Annotated in this window: 16 protein-coding genes; 12 read left to right on the top strand and 4 right to left on the bottom strand. The window is 72.8% G+C overall.

The window, feature by feature from the left end; translation table 11 throughout:
• Entirely contained in the window at positions 1–1,035 is a 1,035-nt protein-coding gene (locus OG710_RS22690; RefSeq protein WP_330240941.1) for an adenosine deaminase, read from the bottom strand.
• A gap of 123 nt (positions 1,036–1,158) precedes the next feature.
• On the opposite strand from OG710_RS22690, the gene OG710_RS22695 reads away from it, so the two are divergent.
• Positions 1,159–2,112 carry a DUF4190 domain-containing protein gene (locus OG710_RS22695; protein WP_330240942.1) on the top strand — a complete coding sequence of 318 codons (954 nt, stop codon included), beginning with the start codon at positions 1,159–1,161 and terminating at the stop codon, positions 2,110–2,112.
• Positions 2,113–2,160: 48 nt separating this feature from the next.
• Here OG710_RS22695 and OG710_RS22700 read toward each other — a convergent pair whose 3' ends face one another.
• The gene (locus tag OG710_RS22700; RefSeq protein WP_330240943.1) at positions 2,161–2,745 is read right to left on the bottom strand and encodes an NADAR family protein; all 585 of its coding nucleotides are present in this window, start codon (positions 2,743–2,745) and stop codon (positions 2,161–2,163) included.
• A 162-nt stretch (positions 2,746–2,907) separates the two neighbouring features.
• Here OG710_RS22700 and OG710_RS22705 point away from each other — a divergent pair, with 162 nt between their 5' ends.
• The gene (locus tag OG710_RS22705; protein WP_330240944.1) at positions 2,908–4,737 is read left to right on the top strand and encodes a chitinase; all 1,830 of its coding nucleotides are present in this window, start codon (positions 2,908–2,910) and stop codon (positions 4,735–4,737) included.
• Here OG710_RS22705 and OG710_RS22710 read toward each other — a convergent pair.
• Both OG710_RS22710 and gabT read right to left on the bottom strand, forming a co-directional pair.
• Positions 4,691–5,281, bottom strand: a complete 591-nt coding sequence (locus OG710_RS22710) for a phosphatase PAP2 family protein (RefSeq protein ID WP_330240945.1) — start codon at positions 5,279–5,281, stop codon at positions 4,691–4,693. The two genes, OG710_RS22705 and OG710_RS22710, sit on opposite strands and share 47 nt — an antisense overlap.
• Before the next feature lie 333 nt (positions 5,282–5,614).
• On the bottom strand, positions 5,615–6,955 hold the full coding sequence (gene gabT, locus OG710_RS22715; protein ID WP_330240946.1) for a 4-aminobutyrate--2-oxoglutarate transaminase: 1,341 nt from the start codon (positions 6,953–6,955) through the stop codon (positions 5,615–5,617).
• Positions 6,956–7,204: 249 nt separating this feature from the next.
• On the opposite strand from gabT, the gene OG710_RS22720 reads away from it, so the two are divergent.
• From OG710_RS22720 to OG710_RS22765, 10 genes are all read left to right on the top strand, one after another.
• Positions 7,205–9,652: an ATP/GTP-binding protein gene (locus OG710_RS22720; RefSeq protein ID WP_330240947.1), complete on the top strand. Its 2,448-nt coding sequence runs from the start codon at positions 7,205–7,207 to the stop codon at positions 9,650–9,652.
• A 163-nt stretch (positions 9,653–9,815) separates the two neighbouring features.
• Positions 9,816–11,384: a PucR family transcriptional regulator gene (locus tag OG710_RS22725; RefSeq protein ID WP_330240948.1), complete on the top strand. Its 1,569-nt coding sequence runs from the start codon at positions 9,816–9,818 to the stop codon at positions 11,382–11,384.
• 106 nt (positions 11,385–11,490) lie between these two features.
• Entirely contained in the window at positions 11,491–12,936 is a 1,446-nt protein-coding gene (locus OG710_RS22730; RefSeq protein ID WP_330240949.1) for an aldehyde dehydrogenase family protein, read from the top strand.
• An 82-nt stretch (positions 12,937–13,018) separates the two neighbouring features.
• Positions 13,019–14,254, top strand: a complete 1,236-nt coding sequence (gene aroA / locus OG710_RS22735; protein WP_330240950.1) for a 3-phosphoshikimate 1-carboxyvinyltransferase — start codon at positions 13,019–13,021, stop codon at positions 14,252–14,254.
• Positions 14,255–14,363: 109 nt separating this feature from the next.
• A complete protein-coding gene (gene dxr / locus OG710_RS22740) occupies positions 14,364–15,617 on the top strand; it encodes a 1-deoxy-D-xylulose-5-phosphate reductoisomerase (RefSeq protein WP_111338502.1) in 1,254 nt (417 codons plus the stop codon).
• Entirely contained in the window at positions 15,614–16,924 is a 1,311-nt protein-coding gene (locus OG710_RS22745) for a M50 family metallopeptidase (protein WP_111338503.1), read from the top strand. The genes dxr and OG710_RS22745 overlap by 4 nt, the downstream gene beginning before the upstream one ends.
• 184 nt (positions 16,925–17,108) lie before the next feature.
• Positions 17,109–18,263: a flavodoxin-dependent (E)-4-hydroxy-3-methylbut-2-enyl-diphosphate synthase gene (gene ispG, locus OG710_RS22750; RefSeq protein WP_111338504.1), complete on the top strand. Its 1,155-nt coding sequence runs from the start codon at positions 17,109–17,111 to the stop codon at positions 18,261–18,263.
• A 186-nt stretch (positions 18,264–18,449) separates the two neighbouring features.
• Positions 18,450–19,295 carry a GNAT family N-acetyltransferase gene (locus OG710_RS22755; RefSeq protein ID WP_330240951.1) on the top strand — a complete coding sequence of 282 codons (846 nt, stop codon included), beginning with the start codon at positions 18,450–18,452 and terminating at the stop codon, positions 19,293–19,295.
• Positions 19,296–19,335: 40 nt separating this feature from the next.
• A complete protein-coding gene (locus tag OG710_RS22760; RefSeq protein ID WP_330240952.1) occupies positions 19,336–19,905 on the top strand; it encodes a GNAT family N-acetyltransferase in 570 nt (189 codons plus the stop codon).
• 69 nt (positions 19,906–19,974) lie between these two features.
• On the top strand, positions 19,975–21,678 hold the full coding sequence (locus OG710_RS22765; RefSeq protein ID WP_330240953.1) for a proline--tRNA ligase: 1,704 nt from the start codon (positions 19,975–19,977) through the stop codon (positions 21,676–21,678).
• The last annotated feature ends 6 nt before the right edge of the window (positions 21,679–21,684 follow it).

Here is a 21,684-nt window from a genome sequence, read left to right on the forward strand (position 1 = left end):
CTACCGCCCGGCGTCCGCCTGCCAGCCGGCGGTGTACGTGTCGATCTCGGCGGCCAGCGCGCGCTTGCCGGCCGGGTCGAGGAAGGACGCCTCCACGGCGTTCTTCGCCAGCGCCGCCAGGCCCCGCTCGTCGAGCTCCAGGATTCGGGCGGCCACGGCGTACTCGTTGTTGAGGTCGGTGCCGAACATGGGCGGGTCGTCGCTGTTGATCGTGACCAGCACCCCGGCCTGGACCATCTCCCGGACCGGGTGCCGCTCGATGTCCTTCACCGCCCGCGTCGCGATGTTGGACGTGGGGCAGACCTCCAGGGCGATGCGCCGCTCGGCCAGGTGCTCCAGCAGCTTCGGGTCGGCCACCGCACTGGTGCCGTGGCCGATGCGCTCGGCGCGCAGCGCGGTGAGCGCGTCCCAGATGGTCTGCGGGCCCGTTGTCTCCCCGGCGTGCGGCACCGAGTGCAGGCCCTCGGCGATCGCCCGGTCGAAATACGGCTTGAACTGCGGGCGGTCCACCCCGATCTCGGGGCCGCCCAGCCCGAACGAGACCAGCCCCTCGGGCCGCAGGTCCACGGCGAGCCTGGCGGTCTCCTCGGCGGACCCCAGCCCCGCCTCGCCCGGAATGTCGAAGCACCAGCGCAGCACGACGCCGAGTTCCCGCTCGGCGGCCTTGCGGGCGTCCTCGATGGCCTCCATGAAGCCCTGCTCCGGAATGCCGCGCCGGGTCGAGGAGAACGGGGTGACCGTCAGCTCCGCGTACCGGATGTTCTGCCGGGCCATGTCACGGGCGACCTCGTACGTCAGCAGCCGGACGTCCTCCGGGGTGCGGATCAGGTCCACGACCGAGAGGTAGACGTCGATGAAGTGGGCGAAGTCGGTGAACGTGAAGTAGTCGGCCAGTGCCTCCGGGTCCGTGGGCACCTTGGAGTCGGGGTGGTGCGCGGCCAGCTCGGCGACGATGCGGGGCGAGGCCGAGCCGACGTGGTGGACATGGAGCTCGGCCTTGGGCAGCCCCGCGATGAAGGGGTGCAGGTCGGTCATCGGGGCCTCCGGTGGACGTGGAGAGATAAGGGCTCCGGCCCGCGGGACGGCCGGGACGGGGGACGGGAGTCATCGTAGGACGGGCCCGGTCGTAGCATGACCGCATCACGATGGGGGAGGCCCATGTCAGACAACGCAGAGCAGCCGGTGGACGGGGCCACGCCGATAGACCCGTGGGCGCCGCCGGAGCGACGGACGCCACAGGCAGGCGCGGTACCCCTGACCAAGAACGCCGCCCCCGCGGACCAGCCGCCCCGGGCGGCCAACGGTCCCGTCCCGCCGGGCGACGGCTCCGGCGCACCCGCCGACGCCGGCCCACCGGCCGATTCCGGCCACCCCGGCGGCCCCCCGTCCGGCGTGCACGACCAGCAGACGGTCGCCGCCATGCCCGGCATCGGCACCGGACCGACCCCGCCCGCCGGCTTCGCACCGCCGCAGCCCGGACCGGCCGACTGGTCCGCACCCGGCACCGTGCCCGCGCCGCCGGTCGGGCCGAACGGGCCCGGACAGGCCGTCCCGCCGGCCGGGCCGCACGGCTATCCGGGCGCCACCGCCCCGATGGACGGCGGGCCCTTCGCCGCGCCCCCGTACGGCTACCCCGGCGCGCCGGGCCCGCAGGGCCCGCCCCCGTACCCGCAGTACGGCCACCCGGCCGGGCAGCTCCCGCAGTACGGCTATCCCGGCTACCCCGGTCACGGGAACCCCTGGGGAATGCCTGGAACGCAGCCCGCGAATGGGCTCGGCATCGCCTCGCTGGTGCTCGGCATCATCGCGACGGCCGGCTTCTGCATGTACGGCCTCGGCATCGTCCTCGGCATCCTCGCCCTGATCTTCGGCATCATCGGCCGCGGCCGGGCCCGGCGGGGCGAGGCCGACAACGGCGGGGTGGCGCTGGCCGGAATCATTCTGGGGTCGGTCGGCATCGTCGTCGGCGCGGCGTTCATCGGCTTCTTCATCTGGGCCGTGAACCAGGACTTCGACGAGGGCGAGGAGGAGTACTACGAGCAGGCGCCCGTCTCCCTCGTCGTCCAAACGCCCCAGCACGGCCCCGGAGACCACCTCTTCGGGCGCGGCTGAACGACCGACCGGGGCGGCGGGGACCTTCCCGCCGCCCCGGTCACCGGTTCATATCGCGGAACCGTCCGCCGCGCCCCACAGCTCCGCGCGCGCCGCCATCAGCGCGAACCCCAGCAGATTCAGCCCCCGCCAGGCCGCCGGGTCCTGCGCACGCGGGTCGTCCGCCGCGAGCCCGATGCCCCAGATCCGGTCCATCGGACTCGCCTCCACGAGCACCCGGTCCCCGGTGCCCCGCAGGAACGCGCCCAGCTCCGCGTTCTGCCGGAACTTGTGCACACTCCCCGCCGTGACCAGGGCGAACCGCTCACGCTGCCAGACGGCGTCGTCGAAGTTCCGGACGAGTCGGCCCGCCTTCTTCGCCTGGGCCGGGCTCTTCGCCGCGACGGCCAGCTCCTCCGCCTCCGCGTCGCCGAACAGCCGCGCCTTGCCGGCCATCATCCAGTGCTCCGCGGAGGCGTAGCCGACGCCGTCCACCGTGAACGGCGAGGGCCACCACTGGCTCAGACAGCTCGCGCCGATGGAGCCGTCCGGGCGCGGACGGTGGCCCCAGAAATGCAGATACTTCACTCGCTCACCGCGTGCCGCCAGCGCGGTGAGCTGCTCGACGTCGCGTACATCCCCCAGCTGATCCATGCCGTCGAGTCTGTCATCCGCCACTGACAACGGGCCCCGCCGCGCCCGCCTTTCGAGCGGCCCTCACTGCCAGAGGTCTTGACAACAGGATTGGTCTGGACCATGTTGTGCGCGCCGCATCAAATTCCTCTCCGCGTCAATTCCCCCTGTACGGAGGCCGTTGTGGAACGCACGGGACCCCCCGCCCGCATGACCGGACTTGTGGCCGCCTTCTCGGCGGCCCTGCTCGCCGCCGGCTGTCTCGCCGCCGCGGCACCCACGGCCGCCGCGGCCGACGCCGAACTCGCCCGCAACGGCACCTTCGAGGCCGGGCTGACCGGCTGGAACTGCACCAGCGGCAGCGGAGCGGCCGTCAGCACCCCCGTACACGGCGGGACATCGGCGCTGAAGGCGACCCCGGCCGGCAGCGACAACGCCAAGTGCTCCCAGTCCGTGAAGGTCAAGCCCGGCTCCACGTACAGCCTGAGCGCCTGGGTGCAGGGCAGCTACGTCTACCTCGGCGCCGACGGCACCGGCACGAGCGACGTCCGCACCTGGACGCAGTCCGCGTCCGGCTGGCAGAAGCTCAGCACCACCTTCACCACCGGCCCCTCCACCGACACGGTCACCATCTACACCCACGGCTGGTACGGCACCCCCGCCTACTACGTGGACGACCTCTCCCTGATGGGCCCCGGCGGCGACCCGGTCGTGATCCCCGACGCCCCCACCGGCCTCAAGACCGGCTCGGTGACCTCCTCCTCGGTCGCCCTGTCCTGGACCGGCTCCTCCACGGCCACCGGGTACAACGTCTACCGGGGCGACACCAAGGTCCAGAGCGTCACCGGCACCTCGGCGACCGTGACGGGCCTGGAAGCCTCGACCGCGTACAGCTTCCGCGTCAGCGCCGTCAACGAGGCGGGCGAGTCCGCGAAGTCGGCCGCCGTCACGGCCACCACGAGCGAGGGCGGCGGGGGCGACGGCGGCACCGGCGGCCAGCTGCCCGCCCACGCGCTCGTCGGCTACCTGCACGCCAGCTTCGCCAACGGCTCCGGCTACACCCGCATGGCGGACGTGCCCGACTCCTGGGACGTCATCGACCTCGCCTTCGGCGAGCCGACCTCCGTCACCTCGGGCGACATCCGCTTCAAGCTCTGCCCGGTCACCGAGTGCCCGAACGTGGAGACCGAAGCGGAGTTCAAGGCGGCCATCAAGGCCAAGCAGGCCGCGGGCAAGAAGGTCCTGATCTCCATCGGCGGCCAGAACGGCCAGGTGCAGCTCAACACCACCGCCGCCCGCGACATGTTCGTCTCCTCGGTGAGCAAGATCATCGACGAGTACGGGCTCGACGGCCTGGACATCGACTTCGAGGGCCACTCGCTGTCGCTGAACACCGGGGACACCGACTTCCGGAACCCGACCACGCCGGTCATCGTCAACCTGATCTCCGCGGTGAAGACCCTCAAGGCCAAGTACGGCGAGGACTTCGTCCTCACCATGGCCCCGGAGACCTTCTTCGTTCAGCTCGGCTACCAGTACTACGGCTCGGGCAAGTGGGGCGGCCAGGACCCGCGCGCCGGCGCCTACCTGCCGGTGATCCACGCGCTGCGCGACGACCTCACCCTGCTGCACGTCCAGGACTACAACTCGGGCTCCATCATGGGCCTGGACAACCAGTACCACTCGATGGGCGGCGCCGACTTCCACATCGCGATGACGGACATGCTGATGGCCGGCTTCCCGGTCGCCGGTGACCAGACCAAGATCTTCCCCGGTCTGCGCCCCGACCAGATCGCGATCGGCCTGCCGGCCTCCACCCAGGCGGGCAACGGCCACACCTCGCCCGCCGAGGTCACCAAGGCGCTCAACTGCCTCACCAAGAAGACCGACTGCGGCTCCTACCAGACCCACGGCACCTGGTCCGGCCTGCGCGGCCTGATGACCTGGTCCATCAACTGGGACCGCTTCAACAACTGGGAGTTCTCGAAGAACTTCGACTCCTACTTCGGCTGATCCGGCCGAAGGCGCCGGGCAGCAGGAGCAGGAGTCCGCACAGGAACCAGCTGCCCAGCACATCCAGCGGCCAGTGATAGCCGCGGAGCACCAGACCGATGCCCGTCATCGCCGTCAGCAGGACGGCGATGACGGGCATCATCCACGTCGGCCGCCCCCGCCCGGCCAGCAGCAGCGCCGAGGCCCCGTACGCCACCGCGGCCGTCGCCGCGTGCCCGGACGGGTAGTAGCCCGTCGCCTCCGCCAGCGGTCCCGGCCGGGCGACCGCGGCCTTGAGCGGAACGACCAGCAGCGGCACCAGCGCCATCGCGAGGGCCGCGCCCAGCGGCTCCCACCGCCGCCCGCGCAGCAGCGCCCAGCCGATCGCGCAGCCCAGTACCGGAAGGGCGACCTGCATATTGCCGAGATCGGCGAGGAATTCGGTCAGCGATCGCGGGCCGCGACCGGTCAGCGCCCGCCCGGCCCGCTCGTCCAGCGCCCGCAGCGGGCCGTCCGACACGACCTGCCAGGTGGTCAGCGCGAAGAGGGCCGCCAGGCCCGACATCCGGGAGAAAAGGAAAACCGTCCGCCCCGGAACTGGGGGGGTTGTTCCGGAGCGGACGAGTGGACCGGTGTGCCGCGCGTTCCGGGGGGTGTGGGACGAGCGGCCGCCCGATCGGTGAGGAGTTCCGGAGCGCGAGGCTCCAGCGGTGTGCGCGAAGGCACGTCCGGGACGGTGCCGGGAGGGCTCCGGCCCGGATTCGCCCGCAGTGCCCTGCGAGCGGGGTGTTTCTCTCATCTGCGAAAACCGTACGTCAGGCGGCGGGGGACCGATAGCGGGTACGGTAACCCGCCATCGCCCCCGCACCTTTTCTTCACAGGCCCCCGCGCGCCCGGATCAGATCCCGGCGAAGGCGCCCTCCAGGACGTCCAGACCCTCGTTGAGCAGGTCCTCGCCGATCACCAGCGGCGGCAGGAAGCGCAGCACGTTGCCGTACGTACCGCAGGTCAGGACGAGGACGCCCTCGGCGTGGCACGCCTTGGCGAGCCGGGCCGCCGCCTCCGGGTGCGGGTCCTTGCCGCCCGGCTTCACCAGCTCGATCGCGATCATCGCGCCCCGGCCCCGGATGTCGCCGATCAGCCCGCCGTTCGGCAGCTTCTCCCGCATCCCCTGGAGGCGGCCCTTCATGACCTCCTCGATGCGCTTCGCCTTCTTGTTCAGGTCCAGCTCGCGCATCGTCTCGATGGCCCCGAGGGCGCCCGCGCAGGCGACCGGGTTGCCGCCGTACGTACCGCCGAGCCCGCCCGCGTGCGCCGCGTCCATGATCTCCGCGCGGCCGGTCACGGCGGACAGCGGAAGGCCGCCCGCGATGCCCTTGGCGGTCGTGATCAGGTCAGGGACGATGCCCTCGTCCTCACAGGCGAACCACTGGCCGGTGCGGCAGAAGCCCGACTGGATCTCGTCCGCGACGAACACGATGCCGTTGTCCTTCGCGAACCGCGCGATCGCCGGCAGGAAGCCCTTGGCCGGCTCGATGAAGCCGCCCTCGCCGAGCACCGGCTCGATGATGATCGCGGCCACGTTCTCCGCGCCGATCTGCTTGGTGATCTGGTCGATCGCCTGCGCGGACGCCTCCACTCCGGCGTTTTCGGCCCCGGTCGGCCAGCGGTAGCCGTACGCCACCGGCACCCGGTAGACCTCCGGCGCGAACGGGCCGAAGCCGTGCTTGTACGGCATGTTCTTGGCGGTCAGCGCCATCGTGAGGTTCGTCCGGCCGTGGTAGCCGTGGTCGAAGACGACGACCGCGCTCCGCTTCGTGTACGCGCGGGCGATCTTCACCGCGTTCTCCACGGCCTCGGCGCCCGAGTTGAACAGCGCCGACTTCTTCGCGTGGTCGCCCGGCGTCAGCTCCGCGAGCCGCTCGCAGACCTCCACGTACCCCTCGTACGGGGTGACCATGAAGCAGGTGTGGGTGAAGTCCGCGAGCTGCGCGGAGGCCCGGCGCACCACGGCCTCGGCGGAGGCGCCGACGGACGTCACGGCGATGCCGGAACCGAAGTCGATCAGACGGTTGCCGTCCACGTCCTCGATGATCCCGCCGCCCGCCCGCGCGGTGAACACCGGCAGGGTGGAACCCACGCCCGCGGCGACCGCCGCGAGCCGGCGGTCCTGCAACTCGACCGACTTCGGACCGGGAATGGCGGTGACGAGTCGGCGCTCCTGCGGGATTTCGGTCATGCGGGGCTCCTGTGGGGGTGTTCGGGACGCTTCTCGCTCTGCAGGCTAGGCGGGGGACACGGCGTCGGGCATGCTCCGATCGGTAGTGGTGGCGTACGTGTCGTTGTCCGCGACGGACAGAAGACGGCGTACGGCTCCGCAGCGCCTCCCGGACGGTCACTATCCGGGCGCGTTGCTGAACTCACCGTGTGCGCGCACTAGATTGACCGGTGCAGTGACGGACCTGGCAGGTCAAGGGGGCAACGGTTCATGGACAACGACGGTACGCACGGCGCGTGGGGCGCGCGGGGTGCGCGGCCGCACGACGGCCGGCCCACCGGCCCCGTACCGCACCCGGCGGGCCCGCCGCCCGCCACCCCGCCCGCCTACCCGCCCGCGGTCCCGCCGCCCGGCAGGCCCCCCACCGTCCCCGCGCCCCCCGCAGCCCCGCCCGCGCACGCACCGCGGCCGGGCCCCGCCGCACCCACCGCCGACTGGTTCGACGCGCCCCGCCCCGACGCCGGCCCCGGCGTCTGGCGCCCGAACCACGTGCCCCGGCCCGCCGAACGCCCGGAGCGCCCCTCACTGGTCGGCCCGGCCGCCACCCTCGTCCTGTGGCTGCTGCTCTGGCTGCTGCTCTCCGAGCGCGCCGTGCCCTACGTGTTCAAACCGATCGAGATCATCACCGGGCCCGAGTGGTGGTCCTTCGGCGGGCTGAGACCGGACGCCCCGCCCCTGGTGGTCAACTCGGCCACGCTCTACTACGAGGTGCTGGTCATGGTCCTGGGCTTCTGGGCCGCCCGCATCGGCGGCTGGGCCCAGGCAGCCGCCTACTTCGCCGGCGAACGGCTGGAACGCCTCAGACTGACGCTGTCGGTGGGCGCCGCCCTGCTGCTGCTGTGGCTGGCCTGGACCCCCAAGGTGCCGCTGCTGCTGGTGCTCATGGGGTCGGCGGACGGCTGGCTGCGCAGCGGGGACCAGCTGAAGGCCACCGTGGCCGCCTACAGCTGTTACGCCCTGACCGTCGCCATCGTGGTGTGGCCCATCGCACGCTTCGCGCGCTGGGGGGACGCCCTGCGCGACCTCCGGGCCCGCCGCGCTCCTGCTGCCGCGCCCCCGAGCGCTCCGGCCGCCGCCCCGGCCGCCGGCCCGCCGCGCTCCCAGTGGCCCGCCCTGCGCGCCGCCGGAGCCGCCGAGGCGGCCGACGCCCTCACCGCCGCCGTGTACGCGGGCCGGATGAACGACGTGGACTGCGTACGGGTGCGCCACGCCTGGACCGGGGCCCGCAGCCGCCCCGACCGCCTCGCCTCCTTCACCGAGACCGTCCTGCGCAAGGGCGCCGACGCCTTCCTGCACCCCTCCGGACTGCGCGACGTGCCCCGGCGGACCGTCACCCACGACCCGCTGACCGGCCAGGTGCGCATCGGGGAGTGCGCCGACGACCCGCGCAACCCCTACCCCCGCCGGGGCTCCGGCATGGCGCTGGAGCCCGCCTCGCTCGGCACGTCCCTGCTCGTCGTCGGCCCGCCCGGCTCCGGCAAGACGGACCGGGTCGTCCGGCCCGTCGTGGAATCCCTCGCCCTGCGCGCGCTCACCGGACAGGCCGCGGTGCTCGCCGTCGGCGGCGCGGGCGGCGCGCTCGGCCCGGACGACGCCTACGACGTGGTCATCCGCATCGGCGACCCCGCGTCCCTGCACGACTTCGACCTGTACGGCGGCACCACCGACCCCGACGAGGCCGCGGCGGCCCTCGCCGAAGGGCTGGCCGGCGACATCCCCACCGTGGACACCCGCCGTGCCGCCACCGCGCTCGGCCGGCTGCTCGGCCCGTACCGCACGGTCCACGGCCGCTTCCCCGCCGTCCCCGAACTCCGCGAACTCCTCGAAGGCTCCACCGACGCGCTGGGGGCCCTGCGCCACGCCCTGGAGAGCGGCGGACACCACGCGATGCTGCGCGAACTGGAGGCCGGGGCGCGGCACGCGGGCGGCGCCGCCGACGCGACGGCCGTGCTGGCCGACCGGATCGCCACCCTCGACCGGCCCGCCTTCGCCGGCTTCTTCGCCACCGGCGACGACGCCCGCCCGTTCTCGCTGCGCTCGCTCGGCCGCCATCCGCTGCGGGTCAGGATCGATCTGCCCGAGCGCGTCCACGCCGAGGCGTCCCGCGTCCTGGCCCGTCTGGTGCTCGCCCAGTTCAACGCCGTCGTCGCCGCCCGCACCGACCGCGCGCAGTTCGTCTGCCTCGTCCTCGACGACGCGACGCACACCGTCACCGCCGACACCGTCCGGGGCATCCGGCGGCTGCGCTCCATGAACGCCGGTGCGGTCCTCGCCCTGCGCACCCTGGACGACGTGCCCGAGCCGCTGCACACCGCGCTGCTCGGCGCGTTCGGCTGCACCATGGTCTTCCCCGGCCTGACCACCTGGGACGGCAAGCGCTTCGCCGAGGCGTGGGGCAAGGAGTGGGTGGAGGTCCGCGAGGTCGCCCAGCACGGCGTCTTCGCCGACCAGCCGCTGACCCGCGCCCTGCACTCGCTGCGCAAGATGGCCACCGGCAAGGCCGTCACCACCGACGCGGTCACCGTGCGCCAGGTCGAGCGGGAGCGCTGGTCCGCCTCCGCGCTCGCCTACGAACTCCCGCCGGGCCACGCGGTCCTCTCGCTGACCACGGTGGGCGGCGAGCACATGCCCCCGCTGCTCGTCCGGCTGACCGGCTGACCGGCCGGCGGCGGGGGAGGGCCGGAAGGACGCGGGCACGCCGGGTGCGGCAGCGGTGACAGGGACTCTGCCACCCTGGCAGAATCGAGAGGAGCCGTTCATACGCGACGGCGAAATCACCCCTTCCGCATCCCGACATCGCCCTCTCCGGAAAGCCCCTCCCATGCCGCCCACGCTCGCCTCGCTCGTCCAGCACTCGGCGCTCAGACTCAGGGTGCGCGCGGGAGCGGACCGCCTCGACACGCCCGTGCGCTGGGCGCACGCCAGCGAGCTGACCGACCCCGTCCCCTATATGGAGGGCGGCGAGCTGCTGCTGGTCACCGCCACCAACCTGGACGCGGAGAACCCGGAGGCGATGGGGCGCTACGTGCGCAGACTGGCCGACGCCGGGGTCGCCGGACTCGGCTTCGCCGTGGGCGTCAACTACGACGAGGTGCCCCGGCCGCTGATCGGCGCCGCCGAGGAGGCCGGGCTGCCACTCCTCGAAGTGCCCCGCCGCACCCCGTTCCTCGCCATCGCCAAGGCCGTCTCCTCGCAGATCGCCGCCGACCAGTACCGGGCCGTCACCGCCGGATTCGAGGCGCAGCGCGAACTCACCAGCGCCGCGCTCGCCGGTGACGGCCCCGACGCCCTGCTCGCCCGGCTCGCCGCCCACGTCAACGGCTGGGCCGCCCTCTACGACGCCGCCGGGACCGTGGTGGCCGCCGCCCCCGAGTGGGCCGCCCGCCGCGCCGCCCGGCTCACCCCCGAGGTGGAGCGGCTGCGCGCCCGCCCGGCCCCGGCCAGCATGGTCGTCGGCGACACCGACGACCGCGTCGAACTCCAGTCCCTGGGCACCGGGCGCCGGGTCCGCGGCGCCCTGGCCGTCGGCACCGGGGCCGCCCTCGGCACCGCCGAGCGGTACGCCGTGCACTCCGCGGTCGCCCTGCTCACCCTCACCACCGCCCGCTCCCGCGCCCTCCAGGGCGCCGAACAGCGCCTCGGCGCGGCGGTGCTGCGGATGCTGCTCGCCGGCCAGTCCGACCACGCCCGCGCGGTCGCCGGGGACCTCTACGGCGGACTGCTCGACGCCCCCTTCCGGCTGCTCATCGCCGAGGCCCAGGACCCCGCTGCCACGGCGCTTCTGGCCGACGCCCTGGACACCGCCGCCTACCGGTCGGGGGAGACCCTGCTGATGGTCCCCGAGGGCGAACGGCTCCTGGTGCTGGCCGCCGACGGGGGCGCGGCGGTGACCGCCTGCACGGCGTACGCGGAGGCACAGGACGCACGGGCCCCGCGCGAGCCGGCCGCCGCCCAGGAGTCCGACATCGTGGTCGGCATGTCGGCCCCGGCGGGCCCGGTCGCCGTCTCCGCCGCGTACAAGCAGGCCGAACAGGCCCTCTCGGTGGCCCGCCGCCGGGGCCGGGCCCTGGTCGAGCACGCCGAACTGGCCACCGGCTCCGTGCTGCCGCTGCTCGCCGACGACGCGGTGCGGGCCTTCGCCGACGGCATGCTCCGCGCCCTGTACGAACACGACGCCAAGGGCCGCGGCGACCTGGTCGCCTCCGTACGCGCCTGGCTCTCGCACCACGGCCAGTGGGACGCGGCCGCCGCCGACCTCGGGGTCCACCGGCACACCCTGCGCTACCGGATGCGGCGGGTGGAGGAGATCCTCGGGCGCTCGCTGGACGACCCGGATGTCCGCATGGAGCTGTGGCTCGCCCTGAAAGTCACCACGCCCCCTGGCCAATGAGGCGCACCCCGGCCCCCTTCTGCTCCATCCCGGACAAGCGCCAGGCGGCCCGCGCGGCCCTACCGTGGGGCGCACACACCCCACGCCATCGAAGGGCCGGAACTCCATGACCTCCACCCACGCGTTCTGGCTGGCCGGCCGTCAGGCCACCGGCGAGGAAAGCTTCGACGTCACCAACCCCTGGGACGGGCGTCTCGTCGGCACGGTCGGCGTCCCGACCGAGGCCCAGGTCGAGGAGGCCGTCGCCGCCGCGCACGCCGTGCGCGAGGAGTTCGCCGCGACCCCGGCCCATGTCCGGGCCGCCGCGCTGGACCACGTCGCCCGCCGCCTCGCCGAGCGCACCGAGGAACTGGCCCAGCTGATCTCCGCCGAGAACGGCAAGCCGATCAAGTGGGCGCGCGGCGAGGTCGGGCGGGCCGTCTCCGTCTTCCGCTTCGCCTCCGAGGAGGCCCGCCGGTTCAACGGCGGCGACGCCCAGCGCCTGGACACCGACGCCGGCGGCACCGGCCGGCTCGCCCTGACCCGGCGCTTCCCGCGCGGCACCGTCCTCGGCATCGCGCCCTTCAACTTCCCGCTGAACCTCAGCGCCCACAAGGTCGCCCCGGCCATCGCCGTGGGCGTCCCGATCATCCTGAAGCCGGCCCCGGCCACCCCGATCTCCTCGCTGGTGCTGGGCGAGCTGCTGGCCGAGACGGACCTGCCAGCCGGTTCCTGGTCCGTCCTCACGGTGCCCAACGACCGGATGCCCGCCCTGGTCCAGGACGAGCGGCTGCCCGTGATCTCCTTCACCGGTTCCGCCCCGGTCGGCTACGCGATCATGGACTCGGTGCCCCGCAAGCACTGCACGCTGGAACTCGGCGGCAACGGCGCGGCCGTGGTGCTCGGCGACTACGCCTGCGACGAGGACCTGGACTGGGCCGCCTCCCGCATCGCGACCTTCTCCAACTACCAGGGCGGCCAGTCCTGCATCTCCGTGCAGCGCGTCATCGCGGACGCCACCGTGTACGACCGGCTGCTGCCCAGGATCGTCGCCGCCGTGGAGGCCCAGGTCACCGGCGACCCCGCCGACCCCACCACCGACGTCGGCCCGCTCGTGGACGAGGCCGCCGCCCGGCGCGTCGAGTCCTGGGTGGACGAGGCCGTCGCCGCAGGGGCCCGGCTCCACGCGGGCGGCAAGCGCGACGGGTCGTCGTACGCGCCGACCGTCCTCACCGACCTGCCCGAAGGCGTCACCCTCGCCACCGAGGAGGTCTTCGGCCCCGTCCTCTCCGTGCAGAAGGTGGACGGCGAGGCCGCCGCGTTCGCCGCCGTGAACGCCTCGCAGTACGGGCTCCAGGCGGGCGTGTTCACGCACGACGTGCAGGCCGCCTTCCGCGCCCACCGCGCGCTGGAGGTCGGCGGCGTGATCATCGGCGACGTCCCCTCGTACCGTGCCGACCAGATGCCGTACGGCGGGGCCAAGCAGTCCGGCGTCGGCCGCGAGGGCGTCCGCTACGCGATGGACGACTACACCTACGAGCGCGTCCTGGTCCTCACCGGACTCGCCCTCTAGAACCCGGCACCGCGCGGCGGGGCGCGTCCAGCGACTGGACGCGCCCCGCCGCGCCGTCCGGTCCACGGCAGGATGGACGCCCGTGACCGTCATCCATGTCCCCGGTTCCAAGTCCGTCACCGCGCGCGCCCTCTTCCTGGCCGCCGCCGCGAACGGCCGCAGCACGCTCGTACGCCCCCTCGCCTCCGACGACACCGAGGGGTTCGCCGCCGGGCTGACCGCGCTCGGCTACGAGGTGGAGCGCGAGGCCGACGTCTGGCACATCACCGGCCGCCCGGCCGGGCCCGCCGCCACCGAGGCCGACGTCTACTGCCGGGACGGCGCCACCACCGCCCGCTTCCTGCCGACCCTCGCGGCGGCCGGCGCCCGCGGCAGCTACCGCTTCGACGCCTCCGCGCAGATGCGCCGCCGGCCCCTCGCCCCGCTCACCGAGGCCCTGCGCACCCTCGGCGTCGACCTGCGCCACGAGGAGGCCGAGGGCCACCACCCGCTGCGCATCGAGGCCGCCGGCATCAAGGGCGGCGAACTCACCCTGGACGCCGGCCAGTCCAGCCAGTACCTCACCGCCCTGCTGATGCTCGGACCGCTCACCGCGACCGGACTGCGGATCACCGTCACCGACCTCGTCTCGGCGCCCTACATCGAGATCACCCTCGCGATGATGCGCTCCTTCGGCGTCGAGGTCACCCGCGAAGGCCCCGGCGGCACCGTCTTCACCGTGCCGCCCGGCGGCTACCGCGCCACCACCTACGCCGTCGAACCCGACGCCTCCACCGCGAGCTACTTCTTCGCCGCCGCCGCCCTCACCGGCCGCGAGATCACCGTCCCCGGCCTCGGCGAGGGCGCCCTCCAGGGCGACCTGCGGTTCACCGACGTCCTGCGCCGGATGGGCGCCGACGTACACATGACGGCCGACTCCACCACCGTCCGCTCCACCGGCACCCTGAGCGGCGTCACCGTCAACATGCGCGACATCTCCGACACCATGCCCACCCTCGCCGCGATCGCCCCCTTCGCCTCCGGGCCCGTCCGCATCGAGGACGTCGGCAACACCCGCGTCAAGGAGTGCGACCGGCTGGAGGCCTGCGCGGACAACCTGCGGCGCATGGGCATCACCGTCGCCACCGGACCCGACTGGATCGAGATCCGGCCCGGCACGCCCCGGCCCGTGGAGATCGAGACCCACGGCGACCACCGCATCGTGATGTCCTTCGCCGTCGCCGGACTGTGCACCCCCGGCATCACGTTCGACGACCCCGGCTGCGTACGGAAGACGTTCCCCGGCTTCCACGAGGCATTCGCCGCCGTCACCGGCTGACGGAACGGGTGCGGGGACCGGGCGGGGACGGGGACGGCGGCGGACACCCGCGGCCGCCACCGGGACGCCCCTGTCCCCGCACCCGGAACGAGCGGCGACAATGGGGCGCATGACCGACAGCCCCGCACCTCTCGCCGACCCGCACCTCGTCTTCGACGCCCGGGAGGGTCGCCGGGATCTCGTCATCCTCGGCTCCACCGGTTCCGTCGGCACCCAGGCCATCGACCTGGTGCTGCGCAACCCCGACCGCTTCCGCGTCACCGCGCTCTCCGCGGCCGGCAGCCGGGTCGGCCTCCTCGCCGAGCAGGCGCACCGGCTGGACGTGCGCACGGTCGCGGTGGCCTCGACCGAGGCCGTACCCGCCCTGCGCGAGGCCCTGCGGCACGCGTACGGGACGGCCGCGCCGCTCCCCGAGATCCTCGCCGGGCCCGACGCGGCGAGCGAGCTGGCCGCGAGCGACTGCCACACCGTCCTCAACGGCATCACCGGCTCCATCGGCCTCGCCCCCACCCTCGCCGCGCTCCGGGCCGGCCGCACCCTGGCCCTCGCCAACAAGGAGTCGCTGATCGTCGGCGGCCCCCTGGTCAAGGCGCTCGCCGCGCCGGGGCAGATCATCCCCGTCGACTCGGAGCACGCCGCGCTCTTCCAGGCCCTCGCCGCCGGCACCCGCGCCGATGTGCGCAAGCTCGTCGTCACCGCGTCCGGCGGCCCGTTCCGCGGCCGCACCAGGGACGAACTGTCCGACGTCACCCGCGAGCAGGCCCTCGCCCACCCCACCTGGGCCATGGGCCCGGTCATCACCGTCAACTCGGCGACCCTCGTCAACAAGGGCCTCGAAGTCATCGAGGCCCACCTGCTCTACGACATCCCCTTCGACCGCATCGAGGTCGTCGTGCACCCCCAGTCGTACGTGCACTCCATGGTCGAGTTCACCGACGGCTCCACCCTCGCCCAGGCCACCCCGCCCGACATGTCGGGCCCGATCGCCATCGGCATCGGCTGGCCGCAGCGCGTGCCCGGCGCCGCCCCCGCCTTCGACTGGACCAAGGCGTCGTCCTGGGAGTTCTTCCCGCTGGACGACGAGGCGTTCCCGTCCGTCGGCCTCGCCCGGCACGTCGGCGAACTGGGCGGCACCGCGCCCGCCGTCTTCAACGCCGCCAACGAGGAGTGCGTCGACGCGTTCCTGGCCGGGAAGCTGCCCTTCAACGGCATCATGGACACGGTCACCGCGGTGGTGGGCGAACACGGATCGCCCGCCTCGGGAACTTCCCTCACCGTCGCGGACGTACTTGAAGCGGAGACCTGGGCGCGCGCCCGGGCCCGGGAACTCTCGGCCAAGGCCACAGCGGAGGCACGCGCATGAGCATGACGACGATCCTGCTGACGATTCTCGGCATCGCCGTCTTCGCGTTCGGTCTGCTCTTCTCCATCGCCTGGCACGAACTGGGCCACCTCTCGACCGCCAAGCTCTTCGGCATCCGCGTCCCCCAGTACATGGTCGGCTTCGGCCCCACCATCTGGTCCCGCAAGAAGGGCGACACCGAGTACGGCATCAAGGCCATCCCGGCCGGCGGCTACATCCGCATGATCGGCATGTTCCCGCCCGGCAAGGACGGCCGGCTCGAAGCCCGCTCCACCTCGCCCTGGCGCGGCATGATCGAGGACGCCAGATCCGCCGCCTACGAGGAACTGGAACCCGGCGACGAGACCCGCCTGTTCTACACGCGCAAACCCTGGAAGCGCGTCATCGTCATGTTCGCCGGACCCTTCATGAACCTGGTCCTGGCCGTGGCGATCTTCCTCGGCGTCGCCATGACCTTCGGTTTCCAGACCAACACCACCGAGGTCGCCGGCGTCCAGAAGTGCGTCATCCCGCAGAGCGAGGAACGGGAGACCTGCAAGAAGTCCGACGCCGTCTCGCCCGCCCAGGCCGCCGGACTCAAGAAGGGCGACCGGATCGTCGCCTTCGACGGCGAGCGGATCGACTCCTGGGACACCCTCTCCGACCGCATCCGCGACACCGTCGGCCCCGCCACCATCACCGTCGAGCGCGGCGGACAGGAGAAGACCCTCCACGCCGTCCTCCTGAAGAACGCCGTCGCCAAGAAGGACTCCCGCGGCGAGACCGTCCCCGGCGAGTACGTCACCGCCGGCTACCTCGGCTTCGCCGCCCAGTGGGAGATCCTGCCGCTCTCCTTCGGCGACTCCGTCGTCCGCATGGGCGACATGGTGGAGAACGGCGTCGACTCGATCATCGCCCTGCCCTCCAAGATCCCCGCCCTGTGGGACGCCGCCTTCGGCGACGGCGAGCGCGCGGCCGACTCCCCGGTCGGCGTCGTCGGCGCGGCCCGCATCGGCGGCGAGGTGATGACGCTGGACGTGCCGGCGGAGAACCAGATCGCGATGATGCTGTTCCTGCTGGCCGGCTTCAACCTCTCGCTGTTCCTCTTCAACATGCTGCCGCTGCTCCCGCTCGACGGCGGCCACATCGCCGGAGCCCTCTGGGAAGCGCTGCGCCGCCACACGGCCCGGATCTTCAAGCGCCCCGACCCCGGCCCGTTCGACGTGGCCAAGCTGATGCCGGTCGCCTACGTCGTCGCCGGCGTCTTCATCTGCTTCACCCTGCTCGTCCTCGTCGCCGACGTGGTCAATCCCGTCAAGATCACGTGACCGGGGCGGCGGACGCGCCCGGTGCACCACGAGTGACGGGTGATGCGCGGGGCGCGTCCGACCGGTCCGACATCTGTACGAGCACGGACTCGGTGTGCTCCCGGCCGCTCTCGGTGACGTAACCTCGAAGGCCGGAGCCCGCCGATACCGGGACCTCGATCCACACCTTGGGGATGCTCAGCGCATGACTGCGATTTCTCTCGGAATGCCCGCCGTTCCGACCAAGCTCGCCGAACGGCGGGTCAGCCGACAGATCCAGGTCGGATCGGTGGCGGTCGGCGGAGACGCGCCGGTCTCGGTGCAGTCGATGACGACCACGCGTACGTCGGACATCGGCGCCACGCTTCAGCAGATCGCCGAACTCACGGCCTCCGGCTGCCAGATCGTCCGCGTGGCCTGCCCCACGCAGGACGACGCCGACGCCCTGAAGACCATCGCGTCGAAATCGCAGATCCCGGTGATCGCCGACATCCACTTCCAGCCGAAGTACGTCTTCGCCGCGATCGACGCCGGCTGCGCCGCGGTGCGCGTCAACCCGGGCAACATCAAGCAGTTCGACGACAAGGTCAAGGAGATCGCGCGCGCCGCGAAGGCCGCCGGCACGCCGATCCGCATCGGCGTCAACGCCGGTTCGCTGGACGCCCGGCTGCTCCAGAAGTACGGCAAGGCCACCCCCGAGGCCCTCGTCGAGTCGGCGCTCTGGGAGGCGTCCCTCTTCGAGGAGCACGACTTCCGCGACATCAAGATCTCGGTCAAGCACAACGACCCGGTCGTCATGGTCAACGCCTACCGCCAGCTCGCCGCCCAGTGCGACTACCCGCTCCACCTCGGCGTCACCGAGGCCGGCCCCGCCTTCCAGGGCACCATCAAGTCGGCCGTCGCCTTCGGCGCCCTGCTCAGCGAGGGCATCGGCGACACCATCCGCGTCTCCCTCTCGGCACCGCCCGCCGAGGAGGTCAAGGTCGGCATCCAGATCCTGGAATCGCTGAACCTGCGCCAGCGCCGCCTGGAGATCGTCTCCTGCCCCTCCTGCGGCCGCGCCCAGGTCGACGTCTACAAGCTCGCCGACCAGGTCAGCGCCGGCCTGGAGGGCATGGAGGTCCCGCTGCGCGTCGCCGTCATGGGCTGCGTCGTCAACGGCCCCGGCGAGGCCCGCGAGGCCGACCTCGGCGTCGCCTCCGGCAACGGCAAGGGCCAGATCTTCGTCAAGGGCGAGGTCATCAAGACCGTGCCCGAGTCCAAGATCGTGGAGACCCTCATCGAAGAGGCCATGAAGATCGCCGAGCAGATGGAGAAGGACGGCATCGCCTCCGGCGAGCCCCAGGTCGCCATCGGCTGAACCCCCGCGACAACTCCGCGACAACCCCGCAACACCCGGCAGCGCCCCGCGAGGAACCCTCCGCGGGGCGCCGTCCGTGAGCGGGCTCACCGCCTTCGCGCACAGCCGATACCGGGCACGGGGCGCGGCCGACAGGCTCTTCGGTTACAGTGCGGAAATCAGCAGACCGCATGGTGAGGCCCCCACGTGTTGACGCACACCACCACCCGGGTCCTCGAACCCAGCGACCTCGGCGCCGCTCTCGCCGTACTGGAGAGCGAGCCCGTGGCCAACGCCTTCGTGACGTCCCGCGTCCACATCGCCGGACTCGACCCCTGGCGCCTGGGCGGCGAGATGTGGGGCTGGTACGCCGACGGCCGGCTCCGCTCCCTGTGCTACTCGGGCGCCAACCTCGTCCCCATCTGCGCAGGGCCCGAAGCCGTACGCGCCTTCGCCGAACGCGCCCGCCGGGCCGGCCGCCGCTGCTCCTCGATCGTCGGCCCCGCCGAGCCCACCGCCCAGCTGTGGCGGCTCCTGGAACCCGGCTGGGGCCCCGCCCGCGAGGTCCGGGCCAACCAGCCCCTGATGGTCACCGAGAGCCCGTCCGCCGACGTGGAACCCGACCCGCTCGTGCGCCGCGTCCGCAAGGACGAGATGGACGTCCTGATGCCCGCCTGCGTGGACATGTTCACCGAGGAGGTCGGCGTCTCCCCGCTGGCCGGCGACGGCGGCCTCCTCTACCAGGCCCGCGTCGCCGAACTCATCGCCGCAGGCCGCTCCTTCGCCCGCATCGACGACGGCAAGGTCGTCTTCAAGGCGGAGATCGGCGCCGCCACCCCCCAGGCGTGCCAGATCCAGGGCGTGTGGGTCGCCCCCGAACACCGCGGCCGCGGCCTCTCCGAGACCGGCATGGCCGCCGTCCTGCGCTACGCGCTCGCCGACGTCGCCCCGGTCGTCAGCCTCTACGTCAACGACTACAACACCCCCGCCCGCAGGGCCTACCGCCGCATCGGCTTCCGCGAGACCGGCGCCTTCATGAGCGTCCTGTTCTGAGCCGCCCCCGCCCCGGCGGCCCGGACAGTAGGGTCGGCTCATGGCAGCAGCTTCCGGGAGCGGCCCCCGCACCACCGGCGTCCGGGTCGGGCCGATCGACCTCGCCGCGCGCGTCGACGAGGCGCTCGCGGTCCAGGCCGTCGCCTTCGGCCTGGGCGCCGAGGAGATCGAGGTCCGCCGCCACATCGTCCTCCGCCACCTCGACCACCCGCACGCCCGCGCACTCGGCGCCCTGACGCCCGAGGGCCGGCTCACCGGCTTCGTCTACGGCATGCCCAACGACCGGGCCCAGTGGTGGTCCACCGTCGTCGAGCCCTACCTCCGCGCCACCCACAGCGCCCACTGGCTCGACGACTCCTTCGTCATCACCGAACTCCACGTCCACCCCGCCTTCCAGAACCGGGGCATCGGCCGCGCCCTCATCACCACCGTCACGGACGCCGTCCCCCAGCCCCGCTCGATCCTCTCCGCCATCGACACCGACAGCCCGGCCCGCGCCCTCTACCGCTCCCTCGGCTACCACGACCTCGCCCGCCAGGTCGTCTTCCCGAGCGCCCCGAAGCCCTACGCGGTGATGGGAGCGCCCCTTCCGCTGCGCCGTGCGGGCTGAATGGATTTCCGCCCGCACGGGCCGCCCCGCTAACCTCGGGCCCATCAACCTTCCGAGCAGGAGTTCACCATGGCCCAGGTCCAGCGCATGTCCCGATTGATGATCAAGACACTGCGCGACGACCCGGCGGACGCCGAGACGCTCAACCACAAGCTCCTCGTCCGAGCCGGCTACGTACGACGCACCGCCGCCGGAATCTGGACCTGGCTGCCGCTCGGCAAGAAGGTCCTGGAGAACATCACCCGCGTCGTCCGCGAGGAGATGGACGCCATCGGCGGCCAGGAGGTCCTGCTCCCCGCGCTCCTGCCCAAGGAGCCGTACGAGGCCAGCGGCCGGTACGACGAGTACGGCGACCTGCTGTTCCGGCTCAAGGACCGCAAGGGCTCCGACTACCTCCTGGGCCCCACCCACGAGGAGATCTTCACCCAGGTCGTCAAGGACATGTGCTCGTCCTACAAGGACCTGCCGGTCATCCTCTACCAGATCCAGACGAAGTACCGCGACGAGGCCCGCCCCCGCGCCGGTGTGCTGCGCGGCCGCGAGTTCCAGATGAAGGACTCGTACTCCTTCGACACCACCGACGAGGGCCTGGTCGAGGCGTACCAGCTGCACCGCGCCGCCTACATCCGCATCTTCGAACGGCTCGGCCTGGACCACCGCATCGTCTCCGCGGTCTCCGGCGCCATGGGCGGCTCCGCGTCCGAGGAGTTCCTGGCCCCGGCACCCGCCGGCGAGGACACCTTCGTCGACTGCCCGAACTGCGACTACGCGGCCAACACCGAGGCCGTCACCTTCAACGCCACCGCCGCCGACGCCTCCGGCACGGGCCCCGTCGAGGAACTGGACACCCCCGACACCCCGACCATCGAGTCGCTGGCCGCCCACCTCGGCGTGCCGGCCTCCGCCACCCTGAAGAACCTGCTGGTCAAGGTGGACGGCGAGATCGTCGCGGTGGGCGTGCCCGGCGACCGCGAGGTCGACCTCGGCAAGCTCGGCGAGCACCTGGCGCCGGCCGTCGTCGAGCTGGTCACCGCCGAGGACTTCGTGGACCGCCCCGACCTGGTGCGCGGCTACGTCGGCCCGCAGGGCCTGGAGAAGGTCCGCTACATCGCCGACCCCCGCGTCGCCGCCGGCACCGCCTGGATCACCGGCGCCAACAAGGACGGCAAGCACGTCCGCAACGTCGTCGCCGGCCGCGACTTCGAGGTGGACGACTACCTGGACGTCGTCGTGGTCGAGGCGGGCGACCCCTGCCCCAAGTGCGGCGCCGGCCTCCAGGTGGACCGTGCCATCGAGATCGGCCACATCTTCCAGCTCGGCCGCAAGTACGCCGACATCTTCTCGCTCGACGTCCTCGGCCAGCAGGGCAAGCCCGTCCGCGTCACGATGGGCTCGTACGGCATCGGCGTCTCCCGCGCGGTGGCCGCCCTCGCCGAGCAGACCGCCGACGACAAGGGCCTGTGCTGGCCCCGCGAGGTCGCCCCGGCCGACGTCCACGTGGTCGCCGCCGGCAAGGCCCTGCAGACCGAACTGGCCCTGGAGGTCTCCGACAAGCTGGCCGCCGCCGGTCTGCGCGTCCTGGTGGACGACCGCGCCGGAGTCTCGCCCGGCGTCAAGTTCACCGACTCCGAGCTGATCGGCGTCCCGAAGATCCTGGTCGCCGGCCGCCGTTCGGCCGAGGGCGTCCTGGAGCTCAAGGACCGCCGCACCGGCGAACGCGAGGAGCTGACCGTCGACGAGGCGATCGCCCGCCTCACCCAGCGGCAGGACTGACACCCG

The sequence above is a fragment of the Streptomyces sp. NBC_00525 genome (assembly GCF_036346595.1).
GTDB lineage: Bacteria > Actinomycetota > Actinomycetes > Streptomycetales > Streptomycetaceae > Streptomyces.

Bases quoted from the DNA above. Each gene is read 5' to 3' on its own strand.
- OG710_RS22695 (WP_330240942.1), top strand. From the start codon at position 1,159: ATGTCAGACAACGCAGAGCAGCCGGTGGACGGGGCCACGCCGATAGAC.
- OG710_RS22725 (WP_330240948.1), top strand. From the start codon at position 9,816: ATGCCGCCCACGCTCGCCTCGCTCGTCCAGCACTCGGCGCTCAGACTC.
- OG710_RS22710 (WP_330240945.1), bottom strand. From the start codon at position 5,281: ATGTCGGGCCTGGCGGCCCTCTTCGCGCTGACCACCTGGCAGGTCGTG.
- OG710_RS22760 (WP_330240952.1), top strand. From the start codon at position 19,336: ATGGCAGCAGCTTCCGGGAGCGGCCCCCGCACCACCGGCGTCCGGGTC.
- gabT (WP_330240946.1), bottom strand. From the start codon at position 6,955: ATGACCGAAATCCCGCAGGAGCGCCGACTCGTCACCGCCATTCCCGGT.
- ispG (WP_111338504.1), top strand. From the start codon at position 17,109: ATGACTGCGATTTCTCTCGGAATGCCCGCCGTTCCGACCAAGCTCGCC.
- OG710_RS22730 (WP_330240949.1), top strand. From the start codon at position 11,491: ATGACCTCCACCCACGCGTTCTGGCTGGCCGGCCGTCAGGCCACCGGC.
- OG710_RS22720 (WP_330240947.1), top strand. From the start codon at position 7,205: ATGGACAACGACGGTACGCACGGCGCGTGGGGCGCGCGGGGTGCGCGG.
- dxr (WP_111338502.1), top strand. From the start codon at position 14,364: ATGACCGACAGCCCCGCACCTCTCGCCGACCCGCACCTCGTCTTCGAC.
- OG710_RS22765 (WP_330240953.1), top strand. From the start codon at position 19,975: ATGGCCCAGGTCCAGCGCATGTCCCGATTGATGATCAAGACACTGCGC.
- OG710_RS22700 (WP_330240943.1), bottom strand. From the start codon at position 2,745: ATGGATCAGCTGGGGGATGTACGCGACGTCGAGCAGCTCACCGCGCTG.
- OG710_RS22745 (WP_111338503.1), top strand. From the start codon at position 15,614: ATGAGCATGACGACGATCCTGCTGACGATTCTCGGCATCGCCGTCTTC.
- OG710_RS22690 (WP_330240941.1), bottom strand. From the start codon at position 1,035: ATGACCGACCTGCACCCCTTCATCGCGGGGCTGCCCAAGGCCGAGCTC.